Annotated in this window: 11 protein-coding genes; 6 read left to right on the top strand and 5 right to left on the bottom strand. The window is 58.6% G+C overall.

The genetic code is table 11. From position 1 onward, the window contains the following. Positions 1-5: 5 nt before the first annotated feature. The 3 genes from ACP7BE_RS00190 to ACP7BE_RS00200 are packed head-to-tail and all read right to left on the bottom strand — an operon-like array spanning position 6 to position 4,738. Entirely contained in the window at positions 6-1,193 is a 1,188-nt protein-coding gene (locus ACP7BE_RS00190) for an osmoprotectant NAGGN system M42 family peptidase (RefSeq protein WP_095003282.1), read from the bottom strand. 23 nt (positions 1,194-1,216) lie between these two features. Next, a complete protein-coding gene (ngg, locus tag ACP7BE_RS00195; protein ID WP_426104201.1) occupies positions 1,217-2,962 on the bottom strand; it encodes an N-acetylglutaminylglutamine synthetase in 1,746 nt (581 codons plus the stop codon). 3 nt (positions 2,963-2,965) lie between these two features. After that, a complete protein-coding gene (locus ACP7BE_RS00200) occupies positions 2,966-4,738 on the bottom strand; it encodes an N-acetylglutaminylglutamine amidotransferase (RefSeq protein WP_095019129.1) in 1,773 nt (590 codons plus the stop codon). 343 nt (positions 4,739-5,081) lie between these two features. Between ACP7BE_RS00200 and ACP7BE_RS00205 the strand changes: the two genes are divergently transcribed. Then, positions 5,082-9,896, top strand: a complete 4,815-nt coding sequence (locus ACP7BE_RS00205; RefSeq protein WP_426104203.1) for an NEL-type E3 ubiquitin ligase domain-containing protein — start codon at positions 5,082-5,084, stop codon at positions 9,894-9,896. Here ACP7BE_RS00205 and mnmC read toward each other — a convergent pair. Then, positions 9,883-11,862: a bifunctional tRNA (5-methylaminomethyl-2-thiouridine)(34)-methyltransferase MnmD/FAD-dependent 5-carboxymethylaminomethyl-2-thiouridine(34) oxidoreductase MnmC gene (gene mnmC, locus ACP7BE_RS00210; protein WP_426104205.1), complete on the bottom strand. Its 1,980-nt coding sequence runs from the start codon at positions 11,860-11,862 to the stop codon at positions 9,883-9,885. The genes ACP7BE_RS00205 and mnmC overlap by 14 nt on opposite strands. A gap of 139 nt (positions 11,863-12,001) precedes the next feature. Between mnmC and pap the strand changes: the two genes are divergently transcribed. Then, positions 12,002-13,519 (top strand): polyphosphate:AMP phosphotransferase, encoded by a 1,518-nt coding sequence (gene pap / locus ACP7BE_RS00215; protein ID WP_095002821.1) that lies wholly within the window; start codon positions 12,002-12,004, stop codon positions 13,517-13,519. Between the two features lie 135 nt (positions 13,520-13,654). Further along, complete coding sequence (locus tag ACP7BE_RS00220; protein WP_426104207.1) at positions 13,655-17,833, top strand: dermonecrotic toxin domain-containing protein; 4,179 nt, start codon at positions 13,655-13,657, stop codon at positions 17,831-17,833. 8 nt (positions 17,834-17,841) lie between these two features. Here ACP7BE_RS00220 and ACP7BE_RS00225 read toward each other — a convergent pair whose 3' ends face one another. Then, on the bottom strand, positions 17,842-19,236 hold the full coding sequence (locus ACP7BE_RS00225; RefSeq protein WP_426104209.1) for a class II fumarate hydratase: 1,395 nt from the start codon (positions 19,234-19,236) through the stop codon (positions 17,842-17,844). A gap of 192 nt (positions 19,237-19,428) precedes the next feature. On the opposite strand from ACP7BE_RS00225, the gene ACP7BE_RS00230 reads away from it, so the two are divergent. The 3 genes from ACP7BE_RS00230 to ACP7BE_RS00240 all read left to right on the top strand — a co-directional run bounded on the left by ACP7BE_RS00230 (position 19,429) and on the right by ACP7BE_RS00240 (position 21,305). Further along, positions 19,429-19,944 (top strand): DUF2059 domain-containing protein, encoded by a 516-nt coding sequence (locus ACP7BE_RS00230; RefSeq protein WP_095002818.1) that lies wholly within the window; start codon positions 19,429-19,431, stop codon positions 19,942-19,944. A gap of 11 nt (positions 19,945-19,955) precedes the next feature. Next, entirely contained in the window at positions 19,956-20,252 is a 297-nt protein-coding gene (locus ACP7BE_RS00235; RefSeq protein WP_130871743.1) for a BolA family protein, read from the top strand. A gap of 114 nt (positions 20,253-20,366) precedes the next feature. Then, positions 20,367-21,305 carry a rhodanese-related sulfurtransferase gene (locus ACP7BE_RS00240; RefSeq protein WP_095019032.1) on the top strand — a complete coding sequence of 313 codons (939 nt, stop codon included), beginning with the start codon at positions 20,367-20,369 and terminating at the stop codon, positions 21,303-21,305. Position 21,306 lies beyond the last annotated feature (1 nt).

Consider the following 21,306-nt stretch of genomic DNA (forward strand, 5'->3'; position numbering starts at 1 on the left):
TTGCTTCAGCTCCGATTTTCCCCCACCAGACTCTCTACCGACGGCACTCGCGTATCGCTTTCCATCTGCGCATCATGTTCGATCTGATGGCTGAAGCGGTCCAGTGAGCCCTGCGCCGGCTGGGCATCGCTGGCAAACACCGGCGGGCTGAGGATGTAGGCACCCAGCAAACGACTCAACGCCGCCAGGCTATCAATATGGGTGCGCTCATACCCGTGGGTGGCATCACAGCCAAACGCCAGTAACGCACAGCGAATATCATGCCCCGCGGTCACGGCCGAATGAGCATCGCTGAAGTAATAACGGAACATGTCCCGGCGCACCGGCAACTCATTGTCACTGGCCAGCCCCAGCAAATGCCGCGACAGGTGATAGTCATAGGGGCCGCCCGAATCCTGCATCGCCACACTGACCGCATGCTCGCTGGAATGTTGGCCCGGAGCCACCGGAGCAATATCAATCCCGACAAACTCGCTCACATCCCACGGCAAGGCCGCTGCCGCACCATTGCCGATTTCTTCGGTGATGGTAAACAGCGGATGACAGTCGATAAGAGGCTGTTCGCCACTGTCGACAATGGCTTTCAGGGCGGCGAGCAGGGCCGCCACACCCGCCTTGTCATCCAGATGCCGCGCACTGATATGGCCACTTTCGGTAAATTCCGGCAGTGGGTCGAACGCTACGAAGTCACCGATATTGACCCCCAGGGAATCGCAATCCGCGCGGGTGGCGCAGTAGGCATCCAGGCGCAACTCGATATGGTCCCAACTGATCGGCAGTTCATCCACGCCGGTATTGAAGGCATGGCCAGAAGCCATTAATGGCAGGACACTGCCACGGATCACGCCGTTGTCGGTAAACAGGCTGACGCGGCTGCCTTCGGCAAACCGGCTCGACCAGCAACCAACAGGTGCCAGCACCAGCCGGCCGTTGTCCTTGATCGCCCGCACGCTGGCGCCAATCGTATCCAGATGCGCGGACACGGCGCGGTCCGGGCTGTTTTTCTGGCCCTTGAGGGTGGCGCGCAAGGTGCCGCGGCGGGTCAGTTCAAAAGGGATCCCCAATTCGTCGAGGCGTTCGGCGACATAGCGCACGATGGTGTCGGTAAAACCGGTGGGGCTGGGAATGGCGAGCATTTCCAGCAATACCCGTTGCAGGTAGTCGAGGTCGGGTTCAGGGAGGCTGCGGTTCATAAAAACTCCTGAGGGCCGGTCAGCTATTGAGCAGGCTGACTGTGGGGAAACAACAGATCGATAAAGCGCTCGGCGGTGGGCTGTGGTTCATGGTTGGCCAGCCCGGCGCGTTCGTTGGCTTCAATAAATACATAGTCGGGTTGGTCGGCGGCGGGCACCATCAGGTCGAGCCCCACCACCGGAATATCCAGGGCCCGGGCTGCGCGAATGGCGGCGTCGGCCAGCACCGGGTGCAGCACGGCGGTGACGTCTTCCAGGCAGCCGCCGGTGTGCAGGTTGGCGGTGCGGCGCACGGCCAGTACTTGCCCTGCGGGCAGGATGCTGTCGTAGTCATAGCCTGCGGCCTGCACGGTGCGCAGGGTTTCGGCGTCCAGCGGGATGCGGCTTTCGCCACCGGTGGCGGCCTGGCGTCGGCGGCTTTGCGCCTCGATCAGGCGCTGAATGCGGTGCTGGCCGTCGCCGATTACTTGCGCGGGACGGCGGATGGCGGCAGCCACCACTTCAAAGCCGATCACCACGATGCGCAGGTCGAGGCCTTCGTGAAAGCTCTCGAGCAGCACCCGGCTGTCGAACGCCCGCGCTGCCTCGATGGCCTGTTGCACCTGTTCGATGCTGTCCAGGTCCACCGCTACGCCATTGCCTTGCTCGCCATCCACCGGTTTGACCACCACCCGGCCGTGCTCTTCGACAAACGCCAGGTTGTCATCGGCATTGCCCGCCAGTTGCTGGGTCGGCACGATCAGGCCGGCCTGGCTGAGCACCTTGTGGGTCAGGCACTTGTCCTGGCACAGGCTCATGCTGATGGCGCTGGTCAGGTCGCTGAGGGACTCGCGGCAACGAATCCGTCGCCCGCCGTGGCTAAGGGTGAACAGGCCGGCGGCCGCGTCGTCAATTTGCACGTCGATGCCACGTTTGTAGGCTTCTTCAACGAGGATGCTGGCATAGGGGTTGAGTCCGACCTCGGGACCAGGCCCCAGAAACAGCGGCTGGTTGATGCCGTTCTTGCGCTTGATGGCAAAGGTCGACAGGGTGCGAAACCCCAGTTTGGCATACAGGTTCTTGGCCTGGGCATTGTCATGCAGCACCGACAGGTCGAGATAGCTCAGGCCGCGGCTCATAAAGTGCTCGACCAAATGCCGCACCAGCACTTCACCCACTCCCGGGCGTGAACAGAGCGGGTCGACCGCCAGGCACCAGAGGCTGCTGCCGTTTTCGGGGTCGTTGAATGCGGTGTGATGGTTCAAGCCCATGACACTGCCGATCACCGCGCCGCTGTCCTCGTCTTCGGCCATCCAGTACACCGGGCCGCCGTCGTGGCGCGAGGTCAGCAGGGTCGGGTCGATGGGCAGCATGGAGCGTGACAGGTACAGGGTGTTGATCGCGTTCCAGTCCGCCTCGCTTTGTGCGCGGCGGATACGGAAGCCGCGAAACACTCGGGTGGCCTGGCGGTAATCGGTAAACCACAGGCGCAGCGTATCCGAGGGGTCGAGAAACAGTTGTTGCGGCGACTGCGCCAGCACCTGCTGGGGCGCGGCGACATACAGGGCAATATCGCGCTCGCCGGGCTGCTCGTTGAGCAGCTCTTCGGCCAGGGTGGCGGGGTCGGGAAAGGTATGCCCGATCAACAGCCGGCCCCAGCCGCAGTGTACGGCCACGGGGCAGGCATTCAGTTCGCTGCCATCCTCGGCAAAGCGGGCTTGCAGGCGTTCATAAGAAGGCGTCTGGCCACGCAGTAAACGCTGGCTATAAGCCGTAGCGAGAGGTTTCATCGATCAGATTCCTTGTTCGCTCAGCCACAGGTTCAGGGCGGCCAGTTGCCACAGCTTGGAGCCGTTGAGGGGGGTCAGCTGGCTTTGCGGGTTGGTCAGCAACTGGTCAAGCATGGCTGGCTGGAACAGGCCGCGATCCTGGCTCGGGTCCAGCAGCAGGTCGCGCACCCAGTTGAGGGTGTTGCCCTGCAAGTGCTTGAGCCCCGGCACCGGGAAATAGCCTTTTTTGCGGTCGATGACTTCGCTGGGGATCACCAGTCGTGCGGCTTCCTTGAGTACCTGCTTGCCGCCGTCGGGCAGTTTGAAGCGCGCTGGAATCCGCGCTGACAGCTCGGCCAGGCGGTAATCGAGAAACGGCGTGCGGGCTTCAAGGCCCCAGGCCATGGTCATGTTGTCCACCCGTTTGACCGGGTCATCCACCAGCATCACGGTGCTGTCCAGGCGCAAGGCTTTGTCCACCCCGGCCTGGGCCCCCGGCTGTGCGAAATGCTCACGCACAAAGTCGCCAGCGGCGTCATTGGCTGTCAGCCATTGTGGCTGGACGGTGGCCTTGTACTCGTCGTAACTGCGGTCGAAAAAGGCTTCGCGGTACGCGGCATAAGGATCGCTGGCGCCATCCACTTGTGGATACCAGTGATAACCGGCAAACAGTTCGTCAGCGCCCTGGCCGCTTTGCACCACCTTGCAATGCTTGGCCACTTCACGCGACAACAGATAAAAGGCGATGCAGTCATGACTGACCATCGGCTCGCTCATGGCGCGGAAGGCCGCTGGCAGTTGCTCGATGATTTCGTGCTCGCCAATGCGCAGTTGGTGATGGCGCGTGCCGTAATGCCGGGCAATCAAATCCGAATACTGGAATTCATCCCCGCGCTCGCCGCCTGCGTCCTCAAAGCCGATGGAGAAAGTCGACAGATCCTGTACGCCCACATCGCGCAACAACCCCACCAACAAACTGGAGTCGACACCGCCAGAGAGCAGCACGCCGACATCCACCGCCGCCCGTTGGCGGATGGCCACGGCTTCGCGGGTGCTGTCGAGGACACGATCGCGCCAATCTTCCAGGGTCAGATTGACTTCATCGGCACGGGGGCCGTAGGGCAGGGTCCACCAGGTTTTTTGCTCGGTGTGGCCATTGGCGTCAATACGCAACCAGGTCGCGGGTGGCAGCTTTTCGATACCGGCAATCAGCGTGCGTGGTGCTGGTACAACGGCATGAAAATTCAGGTAGTGATTAAGCGCCACCGGGTCGAGCATGGGGCTGATATCACCGCCCTTGAGCAGCGCCGGCAGGGTCGAGGCAAAGCGCAAGCGCTCACCGGTACGCGACAGATACAGCGGCTTGACCCCCAGACGATCGCGGGCCAGAAACAGGCGCTGGGCATCGCGTTCCCAGATGGCAAAGGCAAACATGCCATTGAGCTTGGGCAGCAGCGCTTCGCCCCAGGCGTGATAGCCCTTGAGCAGAACTTCGGTATCGCCACCCGAATAAAAGCTGTAGCCCAGGGCTTCAAGCTCGGCGCGCAGCTCGGGGAAGTTATAGATCGCGCCGTTGAAGGCCAGCGACAAACCCAGCTGGCTGTCGATCATCGGTTGGGCTGAACCATCCGACAAATCCATGATTTTCAGGCGGCGATGGCCCAGGGCTATCGGCCCCTGGCTGTGAAAACCCCAGGCATCGGGGCCACGTGGTGCAAGGTGGTGGGTGATGCGTTCGATGGCTGCCAGGTCGGCAGGGTGTTGATCAAAACGTAACTCGCCAGCTAATCCGCACATGGTGTGTAAATCCTTGGTCTTTCGGCATGTGGTGCTACAGGGATGATTCAGCGTCTTTGCAGGACGCCTGGTAGCGCTTTGGGCCCGGTTTTAAAGGGCGATGCAGTTTTTGACTGCATCGCCAGCCCTTGCGGTGCAAGGCACAAGGCACTCGCTCCGGCATAAATGACCGTGTTTTATCGAGTGACCTGTGCCCGGATCGTTCAATAAAAGTTACAAGTGGTTGTTTTGTCGGGGCTTGGGAGGCCAGCAGGGTTTTGGCTGAAGAGCACTATTTATCTATGTCACATCCCCTGCGACGCCACGTTAGGTTAGGCGCTCTCTGACCTGCAGAAGACCGGATATGCCCCGCCATATGCCCCCGCTGGATGCTCGCGATACCACGCTCAGTGACCTGGAACCCCTGGAGCTGGTCCACAGCCATATGCCCAAATGGTTGTTGGGCGCTGATCCACAGGTCATTGCGGCCATGAATGCATCCATGGCCAGTAGCCGTTTCTATCATGGCCTGGTCGGCAAGAAGTTCGGTGAGCTGCAAAGTGTCGAGGTGTACTGCGGGGCATTGCTGGCAGCCGAGGTCAGGCGTGAGTTCGGGTCGTCACTGAATATTCACCGTGACTATCTGGCGGTGGTGCATGTTCACCTGATCCCCAATATCACGTTGTTCAGTTCCGTTCGCCATTACCTGGTGCATGACGAGCCGAAAACCCTGCTGTGGGCAGCCCTGCAGAATTTTTCGGCCGACGAGGCCCTTGCAAACGGCTTTAATCCGCAAAGCCATATCCGCTACGGTGGCCATCCTCAGCAGATCAGCCCTCTCGAGCCCTGCCACTTTGCCGCGCTATGCCGCAGGCTGGATCTGGGGCTCAAGTATCAACAGTATCTGGAGCACGCTTTGGGCGTTACGGCGTCGGGAACTCCCGGGCCCAGGCATTTGGCGACAGAGTCGAACCTCAGGCTTTTAAAAACCCATGACATGGCGGTCGACGCGCATGTCGCCTACCTCAAGAAACAAATCAGTCAGGCAGCCTATACCACACTGCTTGCCGCCCTGGCTCTGCCCACCAGTACTGTCCAGGTGCCCGGGGTGCAACTGGATGGCAAGCCGATGGTGCCAAGTTCCTTGTCGATACTGGACACGGCAATTGACGGGGTGGTGGTCTTCTCTTCCGACACCTTGTTGTTGCACCCCGGCAACCGCTTGATTGCCTATATCCCCAATGACCCGCGGGCACCCTTGTTCGAGTTCAGTTCATTGCAGGTATTCACCGATGAGTTGAAGCATCGCCTGCTGGATCCGGGGTATGCCAGGTTTTTCTCCCGCTTCACGGCCTTGAATGTACGGCCGCTGTTTATGCAAAAGGTCGCTGGCAGGCCCGAGCATCTGGCCCTTACCGCAACCCCTCTGACCATCAGCGCAGCGCATTACCTGTGCACGGTGCAGCTCAGGAACATGTTTGCCGATGCCCGGCAACTGGCCGTGCCCACCGGCGTGCTGGACGAGCGCGAACGCGAAGAGCGCTGGCAGATGTACAAAACGGCAGGGTTGTTTCTGGTAAACGTCGCGGCCCTTTTTGTGCCGGTGCTGGGCGATCTGATGCTGGCGGTGGCCATTGGGGAGATGCTCAAAGAAGTCTATGAGGGGGTGGAAGACTGGGCCCAGGGCGATGTTGACCATGCTCGCGAGCACTTGCTCAATGTCGCCACGGATCTGGCCGTCAACGCAGGGGTAGTGGTCGGGCTGGGAGCTGTCAAAGCCGCTGCCACTCGTTTGAGCGCAGCCACCCGGGCGCACTTTGAAGGCTTTCAACCCGTCAGTCGTGATGATGGCACCACCCGGTTATGGAATAAAAACCTGCAGCACTACGAGCATAAAGTAATGGGCGAGCATCGCTATACAGCTGATGCCCAAGGTTTACTCAGCCTTCATGGCAGGCAGTATGTAGACGTGGACGGCAAGCACTATCCTGTCGAATTCGACAGCGAGCGCAGGCAATGGCGCATACCTCATCCGCGCAGGGCCGATGCTTTCAAGCCTGCCTTGCTACATAACAACGAAGGGGCCTGGCAGCATGCCCATGAGCGGCCACTGGAGTGGCAAGACAGTGCGACGCTACTGGGCCGTTTGGGATCGGCAACAGCAGCACTGGACAGGCAGACACTGGAACGGATTCGGGAACTGACTGACACCGCACCGGGCGTCCTGCGCCGCATGCATCTGGAAAGTCTGGCGCCGCCTTCCTTGCTGAAAGTCAGCCTCAAGCGCTTTGAAATCAACCAGCTTATCGACACCTTTGTCGCACAGATGAGTACCGACCAGTATGCCTCCCGGCGCTGGAGCGAGCTGCAATTACAGCTCTTGCCGGCATTGCCGAAATGGCCAGCGGGCAAGGTGTTGACGGTTGCCGACGATACGGGAAACCGCCTTGCGCACTATGCCAGTGTGATGTGGCCGGCTACGTCCCATATCAACCTGACAAGCTCTGTCGTTGAGCAAGGCAAGTTGCTGGATGCTGTTCTTGCTGCCTTGTCCGACTCACAGGTCAGGGCACTGCTGGGCAATGACCTGCCTGCTCCGGGGGCACTGGCCCGCAGACTGGCCCTGGTATTGGGCAGTCATGCGCGGGACAACAAACGTCAGGTCTTCGAGAGGTTGTATGGGCTTTTCAATATCTCGTCTGCGGCAGAAGCTTTGCCCATCGAACGTGACTTTCCGGGGTTGCCCCGTACGGTAGCGCAAGCGTTGGTCGAGTCGGCCAGTAATCCGCAGCTTGAACATTTGCGCAGGGGCAGAGTGCCGCTGGAACTGGCCGAGCTGGCGCGTATGCACCTGCGTGAGGCCAGGATAAACCGGGCGATCGAAGGCTTTTATCTTGAGCATCAGGCCAATGACGACACTGAGCGGCTGGCCTTGCATTATCTGGATCAACTGCCCGGCTGGCCTGCTGACAAGGCGCTGGAGATTCGCGAAGATTCGATTTCAGGCGCCATGACTCATTACTGGGGCGGCGTACAGACGACCCCACCGCGTGTGCTGGTCAAAACGCCACGGGGCTACGAGCGTTACCGGCCTCGTGGTCATGTCCATTTGCTTGAGTCCGGCAGTCCTCTGCCATTATCCACTGCCGTGTTTGAATCCCTGACCGATCTTGAGCGCGATGCCATGGGCTTTGCTGCAAACGCGGGTGCCCCGGCGTTCAATGCGGCCCTGGCAAAGCGGGCGGCCAATGCCCGTCAGGAGTCCGCCCAGGTGTTGCGCATACAGCCGATCAAACCGGGGTTCAAACCGCCGATTACCCTGGCAGATGGTCAGGTGGGCTACCCCCTGTGCGGAATGACATCCGGTGAGCACTCCTGGGAATTGCAGCGCCGTGTGCGCAGGATTTACTCCGACTTTGAAGATGAGCAAGTCATTGAATACCTCGACACCCTGGTCGAGCGGGGGCTTGAACCGCTCAATATCCTGCGTGAGCGCAAGCGCGAGAGAAGGGCCTTGCTAACGAGCCTGCAAGCCTGGATCGATGCCACTCCGGGTGAAGTTGTTCCGACCGATACCCTATATGACTACCCCGAGAACCGATATCAGGCTGCAGGGCTGATTGAGCGTTGCTGGCGTAAAAACCCCGCTCATATTCCCTGGGCTCACAACGAAGAGTTGCACAGCCTGAGCCTGGACGGCTTTCGATTGGGCAACTTTCCGGATCTGCCAGCCATTGCCGACTTCAGCCATGTGCGGGAATTGAAACTCAGCAACATGAATTGCCGGGACACGGCCAATGCATTCCTTGAACATTTCAGCGGGCTGGTTGCCCTTGAAATGGATAACAATCGCATGGTCAACCTGCCCAGGCAGTTGGAGCGCATGCCCAATCTGCAGCGTTTGTCCCTGGCCCGTAACCTGTTGTATCTGAACCCGGGCAACCTGTCGGTATTGAACTCGCTGGGCAAGCTGCAAGTGCTCAACCTCAATGACAACCTGCTGGGTCCGAACCTTAGCCTCAGTAATCTGGGTTTTTTGCGTCGGGTCTATTTGCGTCGTACCTGGATCGACCAATGGCCGCAAGACCTGATATCCCGCCCGTTTCTTGAGTCGGCCGATCTGCGGGAAAACCGTATTATCGACATACCTGAACATGTCTATCAGGCCTCGCCCACTGTGACGCGCAATATTTCCCTGGCCGGCAACCCGTTGTCCGCCACCAGCCGCCTGCGTCTGGCCCGCTATGCCATGCAGGGTGGCAGCAGCATGGGCATCAACAGCGAACAGTTGATGAGCGAGGCGGCGGCGTTCGAGTTCTGGACGGCGGGTATTACTGCTCAGGAATTGCGAAGAAGAGAGCTGTTATGGAACAGCTTGCGAGCCGATGCGGCTTCAGACGATTTTTTTACGGTGCTCAGCCGTTTGACATCGACTGCGGACGCCCATGAAGTGCGTCAGGATCTCAGCCGACGTGTCTGGGAAATGATTGAAGCGGCCAACGAGAGCTCCTCCTTGCGCCGTGATGTGCTGGATATTGCGGCTTCGCCGCGTAGCTGTACAGACAGTGTGGCTTTTACGTTCAGCGAGATGGAAGTGCAAATGGAACTGTCCGGGCTTTCAGGCGCGGGCTCGCCTCAGAAGCAGCAACTGCTGACTTTGGGCAAAGGGCTTTTCAGGCTCGACAGGCTCGCCAGAATCGCCCACGAGCACTTTTTGTTACGCCTTGAGAGGGCAGGCCCGGCACCGGACGAGCTTGAGATGCACCTGGCTTACCGTGTGGGCCTGGCGCGAGCCCTTGAGCTGCCGGGGCAACCTGAAAGCATGGTGTTTAAATCACTGGCCGGGGTGACTCAGGCAGATCTGGACATTGCGCGGCTGGAAGTCGAAAAGGCCGAGAAAACGGCCTCGCTGAACATCTTTATCAGCACCCGCCAGTTTTGGCGGGAGTACTTGATACGTACCCACAGGACGCAATACGGCGCGCTGACCGAGCCGTACTTCGAGGCGTTAAGCAACTTGCTTAAAAGATCTCCAGAAATGAACAGTGAGCGCTATCTGCGCGAGGTCAGCGAAGTTCGCCATCAGATGGACGCGGCTGTCGATGTCTGGAGCCTGCAAAAGACCGAGGCGCTGCTGGCGCCCAAGTCCCTTGAGGGGTCGCCCTCTACAGCCCTTTGATCAGGGCCCGCAGCCCGAACCGGTTCGGCAGGCAGGCTTCGGCCACTGCTCTGGATACGGGCAGGGGTTCATCGTTGATCCAGGCGGCGAGTATTTCGCCAGACAGGGGTGCGGTGATGAGCCCGCGAGAGCCGTGGCCGCTGTTGACGTACAAGCCATCAAGCCACGGGCAGGGGACGTCAGGCACCTGTCGGGCATCCTTGCGCAACACGCCATAGGCGCTGGCGAACTGCTCCGGATCCGCGAGCGGGCCTACAATTGGCAAGTAGTCCGGGCTGGTGCAGCGGAACGCTGCCCATCCACGCAGGGTGTCAGGGTTGAGTTGTTCGTCACCGAGCCGATGGGCCAGGTCCGGTGAGATTTCCTCGAGCAGCTCGAGGTTACCTTGATGCCCCTGCGGGGTGGTGGTCAGGTCTTCGTTATCAAAGTCGAAGCTGGCGCCCAGCGTGTGCTCACCGAGGCGGCCAGGAGCCACATAGCCTTCGGCACACACTACGGTTTTCAATACGGCGCTGGCAGGGGTTTCTACCAGTTGAGTGATTTGCCCGCGAATCCGTTTGAGTGGCAGGCCGCTGCTGGCCGGGAAGCGCTTGACCTCGGCAGCGCCAGCCAGAATGACAACCGGAGCGCTGGCCAGTACCTGGTCGTTATGGCACGCCTGCCATTGCTCATTGACCTTGTGCAGTTGCAAAACGTCATGGTGGGTCAGCACCCGAACCTTGGGGTGCAAGGCCTGGTAGTGGCAAAGCGCTGGAGGGTGAACCCAGCCGCCTTCGGGGTAGAACAGGCCGCCGTGGGCCAGTTCGATCCCGGCCAGGGCTTGTGCCCGGGGTTGGTCAAGCAGATGCACCAGCGCCGGGGGAAAGGCTGCGGCCAGTTGGGCCTGTCGTGCGGCTTCCTTGGCGTTGAAAGCCAATTGCAGGACCCCGCAATCATCCCAGTCGCGCCCGCGCTGCAGGTGTTCCAGCAGACGACGGGTGTAGCCAAAGCCGCTGACGATCATCTGCGACAAAGTCGTACCGTGTGCCGAGAGCTTGAGGTACAGAACGCCTTGCGGGTTGCCCGACGCTTCCTTGGCCAGTCTTTCGTGGCGCTCCAGCAATATCACCGTCCAGCCGCGGCGGGCCAGGCTATTGGCGCTGGCGCAACCCGACAGGCCGCCACCGATGACCAGTGCTGTACGCGGGCCTTTGACCCGGGGCGGGCGGGCAAACCAGGGTTTGACTGTGGGTGCTGTTGAAGCGGTGTCCGGCAAGCCGACAAAGGTGCCGCGCAGGATTTCCCACTTATGGCCTATGCCTGGCGTGCGGCGCATCTTGAATCCGGCGTCATTCAGCGCGCGGCGTACCCAGCCGGTGCTGGTGAATGTGCTGATTGTCGAATCGGGTGCCGCCAGGCGTGCCAATTGCGCGAACAGTTCCGGGGTCCACATGTCGGGGTTTTTCGCCGGGGCAAAACCGTCGAGAAACCATGCATCAACTTTGGCGTCGAGTTGCGGCAACTGTTCAAGTGCATCGCCGATCAACAACGTGAGCGTGACCCGGCCTTCGGCCAGGGTCAGGGTCTGAAAGCCCGGATGGATTGCAAAATACACGGCCAGCAATTGTTCGCTGAGGGGCGTCAGCTCCGGCCACAGGGCCAGCGCGCGTTGCAGGTCGTTGCGGGTCAGCGGGTATTTTTCGACGCTGATGAACTGCAGGCGCGCATCGGGGTGGGCATGTTGCTCGAACAGCTGCCATGCGCACAAAAAATTCAGCCCGGTGCCGAAACCGGTTTCGCCAATAACCAGATGGCCGTCAGCGGGCAGGGCGGCGAAACGCTCTGCAAGGGCGTTCTGTTCGATAAAGACATAGCGGGTTTCTTCAAGGCCCGACTTGTCCGAAAAATACACGTCATCAAACACCCGTGAGTGGGGGCGACCTTGGTCATCCCAGTCGATCTGGGCATTGGCAGTTTCAGTAGTCATGTGTGGCTCGGCAACGGCAAGGCAGCCATTCTAGCCGATCAGTCAGGCCGGGACTGATCCATGACAGGTTTGCTCGGTTTCTTCCTGCATATTGCAGAGCAATCCGCTAGGCTTGGTTCATCTTGCCAGGGAGCATTCCATGTTCGAATCAGCTGAAATCGGCCATTTCATCGATAAAGAAACCTACGACAGGGAAGCCCCCGCTTTACGTGAAGCGTTGCTTGAAGCCCAGTTTGAGCTCCATCAGCAAAAGCGTGCTTCGGTCATTGTGCTGATCAATGGCATTGAAGGCGCCGGCAAGGGTGAAACGGTCAAACTGCTTAGTGAATGGATGGATCCGCGCCTGATCGAAGTGCGGACTTTTGATAGCCAGACCGATGAAGAGCTGGCTCATCCGCCGGCCTGGCGTTACTGGCGTCAATTGCCCGCCAAGGGGCGGATGGGTGTGTTTTTTGGCAATTGGTACAGCCAGATGCTCCAGGGCCGGGTTCACGGCCTGTTCAAGAATGCCGTGCTTGATCAGGCGATCACGGGCGCCGAACGTCTGGAAAAGATGCTGTGCAATGAGGGCGCAGTGATCTTCAAGTTCTGGTTCCACCTGTCCAAAAAGCAAATGAAAGAACGCCTGCAAACCCTCAAGGATGACCCATTGCACAGCTGGCGCATCAGCCCGCTGGACTGGCAGCAGTCCAAAACCTATGACAAGTTCGTACGCTATGGCGAGCGGGCGATCCGCCGCACCAGTCGTGATTACGCACCGTGGAATATCGTCGAAGGTATTGACCCCTATTACCGCAGTCTGACTGTGGGCAAAATCCTTCTTGAAGGGTTGCAGGCGGCGTTGCATACCCCCAAGGTTGCAGCCCGCCCGGCGGGTGTGCCGCCGTTACCTGACAAGCAAGGCGAATTGACCCTGCTCGATTGCCTGGACCTGACCCGGCATCTTGAAAAAGAGGATTACCAGGAGCAATTGATCACTGAGCAGGCGCGTCTATCGGGCCTGATGCGTGACAAACGGATGCGCCGGCATTCATTGATCGCCGTATTTGAAGGCAATGATGCCGCAGGCAAAGGCGGCTCTATCCGGCGGGTGGCGGCAGCGCTGGACCCGCGTCAGTACATCATTGTGCCTATTGCTGCGCCTTCCGAGGATGAGCGAGCACAACCTTATCTTTGGCGTTTTTGGCGACATATACCGGCGCGGGGCAAATTCACCATTTTTGACCGCTCCTGGTATGGCCGGGTGCTGGTTGAACGGGTCGAGGGTTTTTGCACGAAAGCGGACTGGATGCGCGCTTATGGCGAGATCAACGATTTCGAAGAACAACTTACGGCAGCAGGCGCGATTGTCGTCAAATTCTGGCTGGCAATCGACAAGGACACCCAGCTTGAGCGTTTTCAGGAGCGTGAAGAAATCCCGTTCAAACGCTTCAAGATTACCGAGGAAGATTGGCGTAATCGCGAAAAGTGGGATGTGTACCGCAGTGCGGTATGCGACATGGTGGATCGCACCAGCACCGAAATCTCGCCCTGGACCTTGGTTGAAGCCAATGACAAGCGCTGGGCACGGGTAAAGGTGCTACGCACGATCAACGAGGCTCTGGAAGCAGCCTTCGAGAAACGCGACAGGCAGGAAAAAAAGCGCAAGAAGAAGTAACACGGCACTTACCCTGTGGTGCTTCGCTTGTGCGCGGCAACACGGGGTTAGCCTGCGACTATATATCTACCACTGATGCACTCCGGGTTTCTGTTCAGATCAGGTGACTGTCGATCACTTGGGATGAACGCTTTCATGTCCGAAAACAGCCACACCCTTAACGCTGACCAGTACCTTTCATTTGGCAGCCTGTCTATCAATTTGCCCGGTACTCTGCGAGAGCGAAAAGTCTCACGCTACGAAGCAAGCCTGCAGTCATTTATAGGCACTGCTGATCAGGCGATGACTCGCTTGGCCGCTTACCGGGATACTCATGAGCAGGCTCTGACCCAGTGTGCCGAAACTCAACAGGCAACGGACAGGCTGCTCGAAGGGGCCGAGTCTCAGGGCACCGACTTCTGGACCCGGCTGGATGCCGGCGGGCTTAGTCTGTTGCAGCGTTTGTCTACGGGAAGGTCGCGCAGCTTGCTGGCCGAAGCACAGTTGCAAGTGTATGAAGGCCGGTTGAGCGAATCCGCGTATCAACAGATAAAAGAAGTTGTCAGCGAACCCTGGTCTTCACTCCGCGGGCAAAGTGTCAGCTGCGTTTGCGACCTGTCCCTGGGCACCTCGCAACGCTCTTATTTGCTGCAGGGGGCGATGGTGATAACTCGTCAGCCTGCGCTTGATGACCATCAACATCCGGGGCCCGTATTTCTGTTCGTTCCGGGCAATGCGGGCGGTTTGCACGCATTCACTTCCGTGGCTCAGCTCAAGACCCAACTGGCCCGCAGCGTTCGGGCCGATCCGGACGGGTTCTGGCTCGGCCATGTTTCGCTGAAAAACCGCGCTGCTGCCCGGGCAGCGATAATGCTCGAGGGTACTGAAAGCCCCGTTATCCTGCGTGTGCTCGATGGTCATGCCTTCAGTCTGGGGGTTGAGGATCAAATCGCCGGCTATAAAGAAATTGCTTCGCTTATAGCCAGGGGCCAGTTGTTGTACAGCGAATCGACGGTTGCGCAGTCTCTTGAGCGCTTGCGTCTGGAAACCGCACAAAACCTGCTGGCGCCGGGCAATGAGGCCCGTGAACAGGGCATTGACCTTGTGGCGGAACAATTGCGTACGGCACAGGCTACGCAGGACTTGCCGGACTGGTTGCTGCGGGCATCGGTCGAAGAGCGGGCCGAATATGCCAAGGGACTTGTGGTTTACGCACGTAATGCCCTTTGGCTGGAGGACGATCTGAACCGTCATCTGCCGTCATTCGAGGTGTTTACCCGCGATAAGCTGGCTGAGCGGCTCAAGGCCGATTTAAAACGAGATATCGATCCGGATGCGGTCAGGGTCGATATGCCCGATCGGGTCATCGTTGAGGTGTTGCAAACGAGCGAGAGGGCCGAGCGTCCGCATCTGGCGGGCGATACGTCGGAAAGCATAGCGATCACCGGCTTTTCAACCTGGGATGACGTCAGTCTTGCGCGTCACACCTTCAGCTTGTCCGAGCTGGCTCGCAAGAATATTGATGTGAATGACGAACAGCAGATGCTGCGTCTCAAGCACAGCTACTTCACTCTGGATGGCGTGGATACCAAGGCGCTGGGTATTGACCTTAAGTATCTGCTCAAAACCATTCCGGATCTGGATGTTGCCATGCTTTACAGCATGAGGATCACCCGTGCTTTTCTGGGTCGCACAGTAGGGGGTAGCCAGCCCGGAGCTCCCGATATTGCCAGGCGACTGGGAGTGTTCAGGCAAGCCATCAACCTTGAGGCCTGGGTCGCACGTCAGCGCAGCCACCTGTCAGAGCGGGGGTACAGGCTGGCGCAGGCAGCGACCGCCCCCGGCAATGGTAATCACAAGCCTGACGCCGAATTCGACATCGAATACCGTTATACCTGGTTACGCTCACCAGACCGGGGGGACAGTTCCTATACCGAACAAGCCTTGATCGGGGTGTCTGTGGTGCATGACAAAACCTCGGGGCTGGCGCTGATGTATCTGGCGGGCGCTCCGGGTAATCAGAAGTTCTTCGAAGGTTCCGGGTTCCAGCATCTGATTGAACGTCTCTCCAATCATGTGCTGCTCAACAGGGAGCTGCTCACCTACTTCGCAAACAGTACAGCGACCGGTTCGAGCGTTGCGCGGAATATTCAGAACATCAATGCCATTTTGCGTGTCGGAACTTACGGTTTTCTCGTGATTGACCCGGTCAAGGCGTCCCATGTGTCCCTGACGGACATGCAGTACCTGGCACGCATGGGGCGGCTCAAGGAGCAGGTCTATGGTTCCTCCAGATCGGCGCTGGATATCGAGCGCCGTCAGATGGAGCGTATTGCGCAGCGGGATCTGAGCTACATAAAGATTGGCCTGTCGGTTATTCCGGGTATTGGCACAACCATTGGTGTCTATGACGGCTGGAATGACGCATCTGCGGCCATCAGTGCGTTTGCCCGAGGCGATTACAAGGCGGGAGCGTGGCTGGCTTTTTCTGCCGCGCTTAATTTGGGCGAGGCGGTTCTTACGCTCGCACCTCTGGTGGCGCGCCCCAGAGCAGTAAGCGCAGTGCTGGGCAGCCTGGATGAAACGGTGACCAAGGCCGTAGCAACCCTTTATGACGCAGGGTGGAGAGCCAGTAAATCGTTGCAGAAAAAACGCCTGAAGGATCTATTGCCGTCTGTCACTTCCCGCAAGCCCTGGCGTACCAAGGCATTCGAGGGCTATGAGGTCAAAGTCCCGCTCTATGACGCCGTGAGGCTCAGGGGGAAAAACGAAAATGTCTATCTCTTGAATAACAAGATGTACATTCAGATCGATGAAAAAGTGTACGAAGTGTATCGTCGCTCAGGTGAGAAAACCCTTCGCCTCAAGGCGCGCCCGCCCAAGAACTATGAACCGCCGATCAGGATGGATGCACGGGGGCGCTGGGAGTATCACGCCGATGTCGGGGGCAAGGGAGGGGCGCCGTTTCCGGAGCTGGAAGAGCTGATTGTTGATTCAACCCCCGTTACATCCACGCGCAAGGTTCCTGATGGATACGCTGTGACGGCCGCGGTTACCCCGGCGCCAATTCCTGCCGTACATCCTCAAGGCGTCGAGTCGATGGACAGGGTGGTTATCGGCCATCGGGATTTGTTTGTTTCCAGCGAACTTGATAGTGCAGGCAATTTTGGAATCTATCGTATTGATCCTGCTGATCCGACCCGACTGCAGGCTCAGGGTGTATTAACGCCCGAAGGGGTATATCGCCTCACCGATCAGCCTCTAGTCTCCGGTAGCGATCTGTTTGAAGAAGTCGCCGAAGATTTTGTCTTTATGGACAACAAGTTCTATCGGGTGCAACTGGATACTGAGCAGTTTTCCTGGAAAGTGGTGCGCACGGGTGATGAGGGTAGCAGCACGCTGTTTATCGAAAGTGATGGGGTATTTGATCCGGTCACACAACGGTTGGTCATCGGCAACTGGCACCTGATGCCAAGGCTCGGAGAACATCCCAGTCTGGAGGCCCTGGTGCGCCAGGCGCTTGACTTGCCTGCAACCGGTTTTGACCACGAAGCCTATGCATTTTTGCGCAACTACACGCGCCAGATCATCCAGTCTGTCGACACACAGGTGATACGGGCACCTGATGTGCTGGAGCTGGAGCGTCTGTGTGAGCAGAGCCTGCGCCGCAAGCAAATCCCGGTGGGCAGGCTGGACGAAGCCTTGACGGCCATGGCCAACAAGCAGCCCCTGCCGATCTGGGCACCGGTCTATGACGAACTGCAGGGTATGCGCTCGGTCTTCCCGACGACATCCGGAAGGTATTACAACATTGATGCCGTGCGTCAATTGCGCAGTCATATGTCGATCCGCGATCTGGATGTGGAGGTTGCCGCCCTTATTGACAACTATGCAGCAATGCGTGCCGGATTGATCTCTACGTTTAATATGAGAACCACTCTGGCCAAAAGCGTCATGCAGTTGGTCTTGAAAAAGCGTGGCTACACATTGCTTGATGGCGGTCGCTACAAAGTGGGGGCTGCCGGTTTCGGTATGGTGCTACGTGGTCCCAACGGTGATCTGTATCTGATGGAAGTCAGGCATATACGGGCTACCGGCAACACTTGGGGGCATGTTTTTTTTGATCGTGGATCCGCGAGTAAACTAGTCATGATGTCTGACGAATGGGTCGATATCGTCGTGCGAAAATCCCTGGAGGAAGTGCCATTCAACCCTGCAGCTGTGGCAGTACAGCAAGCCAGGGCAGATGGCCGCTTGTTCAAACTGGTTGGCACCATCACCCCCGACAAGGACGTGATGGTGTTCAAGATTGCAACCCCGGGCCAAGGCTTATAAAAAACCGCCTAGCCGTGCTTGCCTGCGCCCAGCATGTTTTCAGGACGAACCCACTGGTCAAACTCGGCGTCCGTGAGGTAGCCCAGTTCCAGTGCTGCTTCGCGCAGGGTCAAACCTTCGGCGTAGGCCTTTTTGGCAATCTCGGCTGACTTGTCATAGCCGATATGGGGGTTGAGTGCGGTCACCAGCATCAGGCCGCGCTCCAGGTGTTCGGCCATTTTGGCGGCATCGACCTCAAGCCCGGTGACGCAGTGTTTGAAAAAGTTGCTGCAACCGTCTCCCAGCAACTGGATGGATTGCAGCAGGTTGTGAATGATCACCGGTTTATAGACGTTCAGTTGCAAATGCCCCTGGCTTGCAGCAAAGCCGATGGCAACATCGTTGCCCATCACCTGGCACGCCAGCATCGACAAGGCTTCGCACTGGGTCGGATTAACCTTGCCCGGCATGATCGAACTGCCCGGCTCATTGGCGGGCAGTTTGATTTCGGCCAGCCCGGCGCGGGGGCCGGAACCCAGCAGGCGGAAGTCATTGGCCAGTTTCATGAGGGTCACGGCCAGTGTTTTGAGGGCGCCTGACAGGGTGGTCAAGGGCTCGTGGCCGGCCAGCGCGGCAAATTTGTTCGGCGCGGTCACAAATGGCAGGCCAGATAACGCAGCCAGTTCAGCGGCAATCGCTTCGGCAAAACCGTGGGGTGCATTCAGCCCGGTGCCCACCGCGGTACCCCCCTGTGCCAGCTCGCACACTGCGGGCAAGGCCGAACGTATGGCTTGCTCGGCGTAGTCCAGCTGCGCGATATAGGCTGACAGCTCCTGGCCGAAGGTGATCGGCGTGGCGTCCATCATATGGGTGCGGCCGGTCTTGACCAGTTTCATATGCCGTGCCGACAACTCGGCCAGGCCTCCTGCCAGTTCAATGATCGCGGGCAGCAAATGATTGTGCACAGCCTTGGCAGCGGCGATATGCATGGCGGTGGGGAAGCAGTCGTTGGAGCTTTGCGAGCGGTTGACATGGTCATTGGGGTGGACTGGCGACTTGCCGCCACGGCCTTTGCCCGCCAGTTCATTGGCGCGTCCTGCAATGACTTCGTTGGCGTTCATGTTGCTCTGTGTACCGCTGCCTGTCTGCCACACCACCAGCGGGAACTGGTCGTCGTGTTCACCGTTGAGCACTTCATCGGCGGCCTGTTCGATCAGGCGGGCGATATCGGCAGGCAAATCACCGTTGCGGTCATTGACCCGCGAGGCAGCCTTTTTGATCAAGACCAGGGCATGCAGAACCGCCAGCGGCATTTTTTCGTTGCCGATGGCAAAGTTGATCAGTGACCGCTGTGTCTGCGCCCCCCAATAAGCCTCATCGGCCACGCTTACTTCACCCAGGCTGTCGGTTTCGATACGGCTCATCGGCTCTTTCTCCTTGAAGTCTGACCTGACAGCTTAGGCGTTGATTCACACTAAGGGTTCAATCTTGCGTTTTCGGTGCTTTTGGTCGGCTGATGAGAACGTCTATCAGTGTCGGGGTTGAGTGACACACTTTATTAGGCGCAGAATGGCCGCCCTTGGGGTTAAACCTCGCTTGCTAGAAAAGGAAACTCGATGACCCGTCTTCGCGCCATCTGTACAGCGGTAGCTCTGGTTTGCGCCAGCGGCCAGGTTTTCGCCGATGCAGCTAGCCACGCTGCCAGTGCTGAAACGTTCCTGAAACTGGCACATGCCGATAAGCTGGGTACCCCGGTGTATATGCAAGTGCAGCAAATGTTCGCTCAGCGTTTCGAGCAAACCAAAGCACCAGCCTCCAAGAAAGCCCTGCTGGAAACTTACCAGGCCAAAGCCAACACCGCTCTGGATCAAGCCATTGGCTGGAACAAGCTGAAGCCGGACATGGTCAAGCTCTACACCACCAATTTCACCGAGTCTGAGCTCAAGGACCTGGTAGCGTTCTACCAGTCGCCTCTGGGCAAGAAAGTGCTGGAAAAAATGCCGCAACTGACCCAGCAATCGGCACAAATGACCCAGGCCAAACTGGAAAGTGCAGTGCCGGTTGTCAACAAGCTGCTAGAAGACATGACAGCCGAGCTGGAGCCAAAAGCGGCCCCGGCCAAAAAGAAGTAAGCGGAGCCTGAATGAGCATGCAACAGCGTATTGAAGCGGCGCTAGGCGCTCTGCAACCCGAGCACCTGAGCGTGCTGGATGAAAGCCATATGCACAGTCGTGGGTTGCAGACCCACTTCAAGGCAGTGGTGGTCAGCGAGCAGTTCGCCGGGCTCAACAGCGTCAAGCGTCATCAAAAGGTCTATGCCACCCTGGGTGACCTGATGGGCGAGTTCCATGCGCTGGCTTTGCACACGTACACGCCTGTGGAATGGGCGAAAATCGGCACGGCCCCGGCATCGCCGACCTGTGCTGGCGGTGGGCACTGAGTTGGCGTAATCCGCCTGCTTTTTGTTAGAATCCGCAACGCGCCGCTTCGTCGGCGCGTTTTTTTTTGCGCCCGGTTCACCCTTTACGAGGGTAGCCACCTGGAGATTGATGCGATGACTTCGCCTGTTGTTGTAGCTGCACTGTATAAATTCGTCACCCTTGAGGACTACGTCGAGCTGCGTGAGCCACTGCTCAAGGCCATGGTCGACAACGGTATCAAGGGCACCTTGCTGATCGCCGAAGAAGGCATCAACGGTACGGTATCCGGCAGCCGTGAAGGTATTGACGGGCTGATGGCCTGGCTCAAGACTGATCCGCGCATGGTCGATATCGATCACAAGGAATCCTACTGCGATGACCAGCCGTTCTATCGGACCAAGGTCAAGCTCAAGAAAGAAATCGTCACCCTCGGTGTTGAAGGCGTGGACCCGAACAAGAAGGTCGGGACCTATGTCGACCCCGAGAACTGGAATGCGCTGATCAGCGATCCAGAGGTGTTGTTGATCGACACCCGCAACGATTACGAGGTTTCGATCGGTACGTTTGAAGGCGCTATCGACCCGAAAACGACCAGCTTTCGCGAATTTCCCGACTATATCAAAGCCAATTTCGACCCTGCCAGGCACAAGAAAGTCGCGATGTTCTGCACCGGCGGCATTCGCTGTGAAAAGGCTTCGAGCTATATGCTCAGCCAGGGTTTTGACGAGGTTTATCACCTCAAGGGCGGTATCCTGAAGTACCTCGAAGAGGTACCCCAGGAAGAAACCAAATGGCAGGGCGACTGCTTTGTATTTGATAACCGCGTTACCGTGCGCCATGACCTCAGCGCCGGCGAATACGATCAGTGCCATGCCTGCCGCACCCCGATCAGCCTCGCTGATCGCGAGTCCGAGCACTATCAACCCGGTATCAGTTGCCCGTATTGCTGGGACAGCTTGAGCGAGAAAACCCGTCGCAGCGCCATTGATCGCCAAAAGCAGATCGAGCTGGCCAAGGAGCGTAATCAGCCGCACCCGATCGGTCACAACTACCGTAAAGCTGCCGAGGCCTGAT

It is taken from the genome of Pseudomonas sp. TWR1-1-3, from assembly GCF_049896805.1.
GTDB lineage: Bacteria > Pseudomonadota > Gammaproteobacteria > Pseudomonadales > Pseudomonadaceae > Aquipseudomonas > Aquipseudomonas bubulae.

Excerpts from the sequence above, each read along its gene's own strand:
- ACP7BE_RS00190 (WP_095003282.1), bottom strand. The coding sequence starts at position 1,193 with ATGAACCGCAGCCTCCCTGAACCCGACCTCGACTACCTGCAACGGGTA.
- ngg (WP_426104201.1), bottom strand. The coding sequence starts at position 2,962 with ATGAAACCTCTCGCTACGGCTTATAGCCAGCGTTTACTGCGTGGCCAG.
- ACP7BE_RS00200 (WP_095019129.1), bottom strand. The coding sequence starts at position 4,738 with ATGTGCGGATTAGCTGGCGAGTTACGTTTTGATCAACACCCTGCCGAC.
- ACP7BE_RS00205 (WP_426104203.1), top strand. The coding sequence starts at position 5,082 with ATGCCCCGCCATATGCCCCCGCTGGATGCTCGCGATACCACGCTCAGT.
- mnmC (WP_426104205.1), bottom strand. The coding sequence starts at position 11,862 with ATGACTACTGAAACTGCCAATGCCCAGATCGACTGGGATGACCAAGGT.
- pap (WP_095002821.1), top strand. The coding sequence starts at position 12,002 with ATGTTCGAATCAGCTGAAATCGGCCATTTCATCGATAAAGAAACCTAC.
- ACP7BE_RS00220 (WP_426104207.1), top strand. The coding sequence starts at position 13,655 with ATGTCCGAAAACAGCCACACCCTTAACGCTGACCAGTACCTTTCATTT.
- ACP7BE_RS00225 (WP_426104209.1), bottom strand. The coding sequence starts at position 19,236 with ATGAGCCGTATCGAAACCGACAGCCTGGGTGAAGTAAGCGTGGCCGAT.
- ACP7BE_RS00230 (WP_095002818.1), top strand. The coding sequence starts at position 19,429 with ATGACCCGTCTTCGCGCCATCTGTACAGCGGTAGCTCTGGTTTGCGCC.
- ACP7BE_RS00235 (WP_130871743.1), top strand. The coding sequence starts at position 19,956 with ATGAGCATGCAACAGCGTATTGAAGCGGCGCTAGGCGCTCTGCAACCC.
- ACP7BE_RS00240 (WP_095019032.1), top strand. The coding sequence starts at position 20,367 with ATGACTTCGCCTGTTGTTGTAGCTGCACTGTATAAATTCGTCACCCTT.